The sequence below is a fragment of the Candidatus Oleimmundimicrobium sp. genome (assembly GCF_030651595.1).
Lineage (GTDB): Bacteria > Actinomycetota > Aquicultoria > UBA3085 > Oleimmundimicrobiaceae > JAUSCH01.
This window is the reverse complement of sequence record NZ_JAUSCH010000002.1, coordinates 1-9,719: the sequence shown is the minus strand read 5'-3', so window position 1 is coordinate 9,719 and position 9,719 is coordinate 1. Positions and strand designations below refer to the sequence as shown.

At 39.8% G+C, this 9,719-nt stretch carries 9 protein-coding genes; 2 read left to right on the top strand and 7 right to left on the bottom strand.

The genetic code is table 11. The features are described from left to right. The 7 genes from Q7U95_RS00060 to Q7U95_RS00030 form a co-directional block, all read right to left on the bottom strand. Positions 1–636 (bottom strand): ATP-binding cassette domain-containing protein (locus Q7U95_RS00060; protein WP_308751227.1); only part of this gene is annotated, 636 nt, incomplete at its 3' end. A gap of 44 nt (positions 637–680) precedes the next feature. After that, positions 681–1,652, bottom strand: a complete 972-nt coding sequence (locus Q7U95_RS00055) for an ABC transporter ATP-binding protein (RefSeq protein WP_308751226.1) — start codon at positions 1,650–1,652, stop codon at positions 681–683. After that, positions 1,642–2,559, bottom strand: a complete 918-nt coding sequence (locus Q7U95_RS00050; RefSeq protein ID WP_308751225.1) for an ABC transporter permease — start codon at positions 2,557–2,559, stop codon at positions 1,642–1,644. The genes Q7U95_RS00055 and Q7U95_RS00050 overlap by 11 nt, the downstream gene beginning before the upstream one ends. A gap of 1 nt (position 2,560) precedes the next feature. Next, positions 2,561–3,502 carry an ABC transporter permease gene (locus tag Q7U95_RS00045; RefSeq protein WP_308751224.1) on the bottom strand — a complete coding sequence of 314 codons (942 nt, stop codon included), beginning with the start codon at positions 3,500–3,502 and terminating at the stop codon, positions 2,561–2,563. Between the two features lie 98 nt (positions 3,503–3,600). Next, positions 3,601–5,193, bottom strand: a complete 1,593-nt coding sequence (locus Q7U95_RS00040) for an ABC transporter substrate-binding protein (RefSeq protein ID WP_308751223.1) — start codon at positions 5,191–5,193, stop codon at positions 3,601–3,603. Between the two features lie 215 nt (positions 5,194–5,408). Next, positions 5,409–5,630: a preprotein translocase subunit SecG gene (secG, locus tag Q7U95_RS00035; RefSeq protein WP_308751222.1), complete on the bottom strand. Its 222-nt coding sequence runs from the start codon at positions 5,628–5,630 to the stop codon at positions 5,409–5,411. Between the two features lie 73 nt (positions 5,631–5,703). Continuing rightward, positions 5,704–6,813, bottom strand: coding sequence for a glycosyltransferase family 4 protein (locus tag Q7U95_RS00030; protein ID WP_308751221.1), 1,110 nt, complete (start codon positions 6,811–6,813; stop codon positions 5,704–5,706). A 225-nt stretch (positions 6,814–7,038) separates the two neighbouring features. Here Q7U95_RS00030 and Q7U95_RS00025 point away from each other — a divergent pair, with 225 nt between their 5' ends. Together Q7U95_RS00025 and Q7U95_RS00020 are read left to right on the top strand one after the other, a co-directional pair. Continuing rightward, complete coding sequence (locus Q7U95_RS00025) at positions 7,039–7,434, top strand: hypothetical protein (protein WP_308751220.1); 396 nt, start codon at positions 7,039–7,041, stop codon at positions 7,432–7,434. Beyond that, entirely contained in the window at positions 7,400–9,493 is a 2,094-nt protein-coding gene (locus Q7U95_RS00020) for a cell wall-binding repeat-containing protein (RefSeq protein ID WP_308751219.1), read from the top strand. The genes Q7U95_RS00025 and Q7U95_RS00020 overlap by 35 nt, the downstream gene beginning before the upstream one ends. The last annotated feature ends 226 nt before the right edge of the window (positions 9,494–9,719 follow it).

Sequence of the window (9,719 nt, the reverse complement as noted above, 5' to 3'; positions counted from 1 at the left end):
TATAAAAAGATAAGTTAGGCCAAGTTTTTTTTGAAGCTCGGCTAAAAGATTTATTATCTGAGATTGAACTGATACGTCTAAAGCAGAAACCGGCTCATCACAGATTATAAGCTTAGGATTAAGAGCAAGAGCCCTGGCAACACCAATCCTTTGACGTTGACCTCCACTAAACTGGTGAGGATAATGCTGTGTGTATTCAGACTCAAGACCCACCATTTCTAATAATTCTTTAACCCTTTTCTTGCACTCGAAACCATTTGCTACTTCGTGAACCAAAAGTGGCTCGCCGATGATATCACCCACGGTCATTCTGGGGTTTAACGAAGCAAACGGATCTTGGAAAATCACCTGTATCTCTCTTCTCGTCTCCCGCATCTTGTTTTTGTCGTAAGTTAGAATATTTTCACCTTTAAAACTAACTGTACCGCTTGTCGGCTCAATTAAGCGAAGAATCAATCTGGCCGTTGTGGTTTTACCGCATCCGCTTTCACCCACAAGTCCAAAAGTCTCCCCTTTATTGATGTGGAAACTAATCCCGTCAACGGCGTGAATCTTTCCCACTTCTTTTTGGAACATCACGCCCCTCTTTATCGGGAAATATTTTACTAAGTCCTTTACTTTTAAAAGAGCGTCCATTAAATCATCCTTTATCCGCGCTAATCCGCGTTATTTTATCCGCGTTAATCCGCGTTTCTCACTTGATGGCAAGCAGAAAAATGCCCCGGCTCTATCTCGATAAATTCAGGAACTTTTTTTTGGCAAATATCCATAGCAAACTTACACCGAGGATGAAAACCACAGCCGGGTGGTACATCAATAAGACTTGGCGGAGATCCTTTAATTGACTGTAATTTTTCCTTTCTGGATTTATCCAAACGAGCAATCGAGCTCATTAAGCCCAGCGTATATGGATGATGAGAATTATAGTAAATTGAATCCACATCAGCATATTCTACAGGCCTCCCCGCATACATAACCAAAATCTTATCTGCCAAACCGGCCACAATTCCCAAATCATGAGTAATTAAAATTGTTGCCGAATTGAACTTCTTTTGAAGACTACTTATCAACTCTAAAATTTGGGCCTGTATTGTTACATCCAAAGCAGTTGTCGGCTCATCGGCAATTAAAATATCCGGTTTACAAGAAAGAGCCATCGCAATCATAACCCTCTGCCTCATGCCCCCACTGAACTGGTGAGGATAATCATTTAACCTATCTTCGGCTTGAGATATCCCAACCATTTCGAGAAGTTTAATGGTTTTTTCTCGAGCCTCTTTTTTGCAAACTTTCTGATGCGTTAAAATTGCCTCCATTATTTGATTGCCAATAGTAAAAACAGGGTTAAGTGAAGTTGTGGGGTCCTGAAAAATCATGGCAATTCTGTTTCCTCTAATTTTCTGAAGACTTTTTTCGGAAAGACCAAGTATGTTCTCACCTTCGAAAAAAACCTCACCTTCCACAATCTTCCCGGGTGGCACCGGTATTAATTTTAAAAGAGAAAGAGCGGTTACGGTTTTGCCACTCCCGGACTCACCAACTATTGCCAGAGTTTCTCCCCTGTCTAACGAGAAACTTACTCCGTCAACAGCTTTAACTATGCCACGCCTGATATAAAAATAAGTTCGTAAGTTATTGACTTTAAGTAACATGCTCGCTCATTCCTCTAAGTTTTGGGTCCAGCACATCTCTTAATCCATCGGCAAAAAGAACGAAACCTAATACCGTAATTAATATCGCGAGTCCGGGAAAATACATCATCCAGGGAGCCCGGCTCATAAAAACCTGTGAATCAGCAAGCATCGAACCCCAGCTTGGTCGAGGAGGCTGCACCCCTATTCCAAGAAAACTCAAAGCCGCTTCCGTAATTATCGCGGTGCCCACACTCATGGCGGAATATACAATCACCGGAGCTATCGCGTTTGGTAAAATATGCTTTATTAAAATTCTGCTGTCGCTCGCCCCAATAGCACGAGCCGCCTCAACATAATCATTTACTTTGGTCGCGAGAACGGAGCTTCTAAAAAGTCTGGCGATATAAGCCCACTCCAAAATACCAATCGCGATGATAATATTCCTCAATCCGGGGCCTAGAATTGTCATTACGGCAATAGCCCCCAAAATATACGGGAAAGCAAAGAAAATATCAGCCATTCTCATTACCAACACATCGGCTAATCCTCCTTTGTAACCAGCTAAAGCTCCCATAAAAAGACCAATGGCAAGGCCAAATATAACCGCGAGAATACCAACTTCAACAGATACTCGAGAGCCCCAAATTACTCGAGCAAAAATATCCCTGCCGAGGTCATCGGTTCCCATGATGTGCTCAATACTCGGGGATTTTAATACCTCTTCCGGATAAAAACCTATGGCCTTATCGTAAGGCACAATCAGCGGGGCAAATATTGCCACGAGCACCAATGCCGCTATGACCAGTAACCCAAATAAAGTCATTTTGTTATTTTGTAGATTAAACAAAATTTCCCGTCCAAGGGTAATCTCTTGAGGTTCTCTTTCTATCTTTTCTAAGTTTAAATCGTCTGGAATCTCGGTCAAATTAATCCACCTTCTGTCCTTCAAACTTTATACGTGGGTCTAAATAAGCATAAGAAATATCTACAATTAAATTTAACAATATGAAGATTAAAACCAGAATTAAGGTCCCTCCCATGATAACAGGCGTATCTCTCTGTAATATAGCCAAATAAATAACTCTTCCCACCCCCGGCCAAGAAAAGACTGTTTCGGTTAAAATCGCGCTTCCTATAAGTCCACCCAAATCTAAACCCAGTAGAGTTACCACGGGAATAAGGGCGTTTTTCAAAGCATGTTTTAAGATGACTTTTATCTCAGAGAGGCCTTTAGCTCTGGCTGTCCTGATATAATTCTGGTTAACGACTTCGAGCATACTCGAGCGGGTAACGCGTGCCGTAAAAGCCGTATGAACCGAAGCAAGCGCGACAGCCGGAAGCACATAATAACGCCAGCTACCATCACCCATTCCTGAAATAGGCAAAATTCCCAGTTTTAAACCGAAAATAACCTGAAGCAACATCGCGAACCAAAAGACGGGCATCGCAACCAAGATAGTCGTAGATAACGTCACCCAAATATCCAGAAATGAATGTCTTTTCACGGCGGAAATCACCCCAGCCGCAATTCCAATTAACGCTTCAATTATAAGAGCAACCACCGCCAGGCGGATTGAGTTTGGATAATGATCTTTCATGATATCGAGAACGGGCTTTCTGTAACGGATTGAGGTCCCAAAATCACCGTGGGAAAGATTACACATATACTTTCCGTACTGCACATACCACGGCCTATTTAATCCATATGATTCCCTTATATTTTCTAAAACCTCAGGACTTGCTCCTTTTTGAACAAGCATGCGGGCCGGATCTCCCGGAAGAACAAACATGAGTAAAAATATTATCAAAGTAACTCCAATAATGACCGGGATAGCTTGAAGCAACCGTTTGATAATAAATCGTGTCATTTACCCCTCCTTGTCAATTAACGCGATTTAAAATTAGCACAAAATAAAAAGGGCTTGCAAGAAATAACCATTCTTACAAGCCCTTTTTAAGTCCACTTTTATTTAGAAAACCAGACACGTTCATATGGCGTATCATCCATAGCCGTTCTAATATACCCATTTACGTCTTCGCCTATTACCCTGGTTGTTTTATAGAATGCTATTGGCACAATGGGAGCATCCTCAAGCACTATCTGCTCAATTTCCTGATAAAGCTTTCTTCTTTTGGCTTCATCCGTTTCTCTTCTGGCTTCAAGAAGCTTTTTATCAACATCGGAGTTGTTGTAGTAAACCATATTGTCCGCCCCCGCGTTTTCCGAATAAAAAAGCGGGTAGAGAAAGTTATCCATAGTCGGATAATCCGCCGACCAACCAAGCCTAAAGAAAGTAATTTCTTCGGCTTGAATCTTATCAAGATATGCCCCCCACTCGTAGCCGGTAATATCAAATGTTATGCCAACCTCTTTCATTTGGGCCTGCACCGCTTGAGCAACTTTGTCGTGACTGGAGCCGGTGTTGTAACCTAAAGTAAGCTTTGGTAATCCTTTCCCATCCGGGTAACCGGCCTTCTCCAACAAATCTTTAGCCTTTAGTTGGTCAAACATATATGGCATAGCGTTTTCTTTAAAACCGGGAATACCGGCGGGAATTATTCCTGTTGCCGGCACGCGAGACCCTTCCCAAACAACATCCGTAATTATCGCGCGATGAATAGCGTAGTTTAAGGCCTTTCTGAGCTCAACATTATCTTTCCATGGCTCAGTTTGCATATTTAACCCATAGTAGTAGATACCCAACATCGGATTAATAAGAGCTCTTTCGCCACACTTATCCTGAACTTCTTTTATTTTGCCCATAGGAATCTGGCAGTCATCTAAATTGCCGGCCTCAAATTCGAGATATCCTGTTTCCTCATCAGCAAAAATATTGAACACTACTTTATCTAAACGAGCCGCGTCTCCATAATAATCGTCAAACCGTTCAAGAGTAATGTGCTGGTCATGGGTCCACTCTGCAAATTTAAAAGGACCAGTGCCTACAGGATATTCAGAAAATTTATCTCCCCATTTTTCAACTTCTTCTTTGGGAACCGGAAAGAAAACGGGATGGCCTAAGGTTACCGGAAATTCACCGTAAGAATAGTCTAATGAAACTTCGAGCGTATAGTCATCAATTGCCTTAACGCCCGCCAATGTACCGGCTTTTCCTTCCTGGCAGTCATTGAAACCTTTAATTGGAGAAAGATGGTAAGCCACTTCGGATGCCGTATCTTTTGAAGCTACACGACTCCAGGAATACACAAAATCTTCTGCCTGACACTCTCGGCCATTGTGAAACTTAATGCCTTTTTTAAGATTGAATGTCCAAACCGAGGCATCTTCGTTTGGTTCCCACGATTCCGCCATCGCGGCAGTTAACTCCAAAGTTTCCGGATTATAATCAACCAAGCCATCATATATCTGTTTCGCGACTTGAATTCCTTCAGACTCTTGAGAATGAGCTGCGTCTAAAGTTACCGGCTCCATTAAAAAAGCGTTAAATGTTTTGCCTTCCTCTTCAGCTTTTTCTTTTGGAACACAACCTGCAACCATCACAACACTTACAACCAAAATAATAAATACAACTAAACTCAGCTTAAATTTCTTTGACAATTTTTAACCCCTTTCCGGAATACTAATTTTAAACATCTGTTATTTTTGATGTTTATTTTACATTATTTCGACCAATCTTTAAAATTTCTGAACTTTTCACATATACACATTTGGCACAAAATCTATATCTAAACAAAAAAGGCGCCTATTTGAAAATCCAAAGATTTTATGGACGCCAATACTTTATTCTTTTTTAAATTTTTTAATATTTTAACTTAAAAGAAAAAGGCCAATGTTATTGAGGTAAACACAAAGATAATTGCCAATCCTATGGTAATGCGGTCAAGATTTTTTTCAATTAAGCTACTTCCGGAAAACGCACTCGTACTTCCTCCAAATGAAGCGGTTAGTCCGGTCCCTCTTCCTGAATGCAAAAGAATCGCCGCCACTAAACCGATACAAACGATAACATGAATAACAACAATCAATGTATGCAAAATAAACTCCCCTTTGCCTTGTTTAATCTGAGCATAATATAACACTATGTTACCAGTAAGACAAGCCGGTAAATTAACTTAAAAACTTTTTGTTTTCTTTTTTTTGTTTTTTATCAACCGTTTTGTGATACAGCTCTACAATTTTCTCGATTTGCAGCTTAACATCGTGCAAAAAAGCTGATTCCCTCGCCTTTTTTGACATATTTAAATAATTTTCATCCTTTTTAAGCAAAAACCCAATTTTTTTGGCCATATTATGAGAATTAGCCGGCTCAACTAAAAAACCGTTCTCACCATCTTTTACAAGTTCAGGAATGCCACCCACCTTAGAAGCCACAACAGGAGTTCCCGAAGATAAGGCCTCCAGCACAACTAAACCAAACCCTTCACTAAGAGACGGCAACACAAACAGATCTGAGGCACCCATCCATAAAGCTATCTCATAATGAGATTTAAACCCCTCGAATTGAACAAAATTTTCAATCCCCAAACTTTTTACTTGAATCTTAAGTTTCTCCTCCAACTCCCCCTCTCCTATAATTACAGTCAGAAGATTTGGCTCAGATGACAAAATATCGGGAATGGATTCAATTAAAAAGTTTACCCCTTTTACCTTCACAAGATTTCCAACAAAGAGAATTATTTTTCTATCCAAAGGTAAACTAAGTTTTTCTCTCAAGCGAATCTTGTCTTGTGGCAAAAAAACCTCTGTATCTACTCCGCAATCTATAACCCTTATTTTCTCTGAAGAAATTGAATATAAAGACTTGGCCTTTTCCGCCAAATCTTCGCTCACAAAAATCACAATCGTGGCTCTTTTGCAGGTAAATTTAATGAGAGAACGAAAAAAACGAGAGCTTTGCCCAAAATTAACATCACTCCCATGAGCCGTAACAACCAAGGACTTGCGCCGCACAAAATGAGGAAAGAGAGCCAAAAATCCTGTTGGAAAGAGATAGTGCGCATGAATTAAATCAAAATCCGTAGTAGATGCCCAAATAATCTTCATAAAAAGAAGGAGATATTTCCAAAGAGATACATATCCACCCTTTTTTATGCGATTTACGGCAAAAATAAATTTAATCTCTCTTTTCTTTAGCTCCTCAACTTGATTTTGAACAAACCCTCCAAAAGTGGGATTGCTCAATGATGGATACATATTTGAAATTATTAGTGTCTTCATAATCTACCTCATAAGTCAAAATCTTTTAACCATTATATCTAAAGAAATCTTACAGAACAAAGAAAGAACAGTTCGAGAAAGTATTTAATTTCTGCCTTAAACTACTTTACACTTTAAATTCTTTTAAATAAGATTATTTTAATTAAAACTACTAATTTTCTCTATCAAAAGATATTATCAAATTAGCGTAAATTTTTTAGAAAACGGAAAGAAACGGAGTATAAAATGTTTCACCGATTAAGAATTGTAACAGAAGCCGCTTTTTATTCACTCTTAATTTTCCGCCTTTTGAGTAATTTTTTAGTCTCAATGTTTATTCCCAAAAATGTCTTTTTTTATGCAGGTATTCTGTTAACCCATTATACAACTGTTCTTTTTTGCGGATTTTGGACCGGTTTTTATATTAAAGTAGACGGATGGCTATACAGCATGGCCGCTTTTGGCCTTTTTTATGTCTTCCGCCAAATCTTTAATGTTTATTATCCTCTTCCCCTTTCAACCTCGATAAAGATACTTATGCTTGTGCCGCTTCTTGCTTTGTTGTTAATTGGAGCAACATATGGAGAAATTGCAGCGGAAAAAAGGAGTGAAAAAAATTTCACCAAAAAAAAGACATCTTAACTCAATAGCAATGATGCTTGTTTTTTTAGCTGTATTTATAATCCCAATCTCAGCAAACGCAACCGAGTACTATGTTCTTCATGAGCAGGGAAGCGGAGATGGCGTAGGAATGTGTCTTGCCGGCGCCAGAGACATGGCTCAGGCCGGATACGGATACACATATCGCGATATTTTAAGAAAATATTACACATCGGTAATCCCTTCTTTGGCCAAAGAAAATCAGTCAATAAGAGTCGGACTTTATTCTACAGCTTCAACCATATCAATTTCCGGAAGCGATGGTTTAGTAGTTTTTGACGACTTAGAAAATAAACTTTTGACAAGTCTGGGGAAAGAAACAATCGACATCTCTTACGATAGTGAAGATAGTTCCTACACAATTGCAACTCCAACCAAAACGCTGAGAAGCACCTCATCATATATCTCAATATCTCCCAATACATCTTCAATCTTAATTTTAGAAAATCTTTCATCACTAAACTATTTTAGAGGAGATATAGAGACAAAGTTCTCTTCCAACTCTAACTCGCTCTGGGCCATAAACGAACTGCCTTTGAACCAATATCTTTATGGTTTAGTAGGAGCGAACGACACCTGGCCCCGGGAAACTCTTAAAGCCCTGGCCGTTGCCGCAAGATCATACGTCCTGGAAAAAAAACAAAACGCGGACAATCCCTACAAAGCAGATGGATTTGATATTAAAGCAATTACAGGTTGTCAATACTACCTCGGATACAGTTATGAAGCTCAAATCCCGAACTTCAAACAAGCCGTAGACGAAACTGCCCAAGAAATATTGACTTATGATTCGAAACCCATTTCGGCAGCTTATCATGCTTGTTGTGGAGGACACACCGAAAACAATGAAAATGTTTGGGGAACAATCGCCCTACCATATTTAAGGGGCGTGCCTTGCGGGTATTGTACCTGGTCATCTAATTATAACTGGAGTTTGTCAATTCCCGCCAATGAACTCCAGGCAAAATTAAATTCCAATATTTTAACCTCAGTTTTAGGAGAATTGCGGGGTTTTGAAATCTTAGAAACCGGCATCACCCCCCGCGTTAAAACCCTAAGAATCCTCGGCTCAAACGGGAGCAAAGATGTATCCGGAATCGATTTTCACAACATTTTAAAGCTGAAAAGCACCTGGTTCAAATTCAGACCCATAACACGATTGGCCGGCTCGGACCGTTATAAAACAGCCATTGAAATTTCAAAACAGAGTTGGAATTCAGCTGAGACAGTAATTCTGACCAAGGGCACAGATTTTCCTGATGCTTTAAGCGGCGCTCCTTTGGCCTACAAAAACTATGCTCCCATGCTTCTGGTCAACTCGTCAAATTTAACCACAGAAACTTTGGACGAAATCAAGCGGTTGGGTTCAAGTAAAGCTATCATCTTAGGGGGAGAAAGCGCCATCCCTTACACAATTGATTCACTGCTTATATCAAAGGGACTTACTGTAAAACGTCTGGAAGGCCGTAATCGATATGAAACTGCCGCTAAAATTGCACTTGAGGTTGGTTCTCCCAGTAGAACAGCCATAATTGCAACCGGATTGAACTATCCTGATGCTTTATCCATATCATGCTACGCAGCTTATAATCAAATCCCAATACTTTTAGTAAATAAAGATTTTATTCCGGATTCAACAACTCAGGCACTAATTAGTTTAGATATCAAGCAAACTATCATTGTTGGAGGAACCGGAGCTGTTTCAAGCAAAGTAGAAGCTAATCTCCCAAACCCGCTAAGGATAGGCGGAACCGATAGATATGACACAGCCAAAAAAATAGCCGAAAGGTATTTCTTATACTTTCCCGGTTCAGATAATATCTTCATCGCCACAGGCGAAAATTTCCCAGATGCCTTAGCAAGCGCTTCATACGCAGCCAAAATTGGGCCATGCCCGATTTTGTTGACACGAAACGGTTCCATTCCTAATTCGACAAAAAACTACCTCATAAATTACAGCGATGACATTAAAAAACTCTATATCACCGGTGGTTTTGGGGTAATTTCCGAAGAAGTTCAAAATGAACTTGGTAGTCTATAACAACCATTGGTTTCCAACTACCATCTTTGGTAAAAATTGAAAAATCTATCAATACGCAATAGAGTCATCTTGTAAATCTAACTGTTGGTTGTTTGGCTGTGAATAAGCTATTTGTTTATGCTAAAAGTTCTAACAACCGAATAGTCACCTCTATTGCCGACACAATCAACCGACTTTACCCGCCAATACCAATCTCCCTCTGAAAACCCAGACACAAAAACGGTAC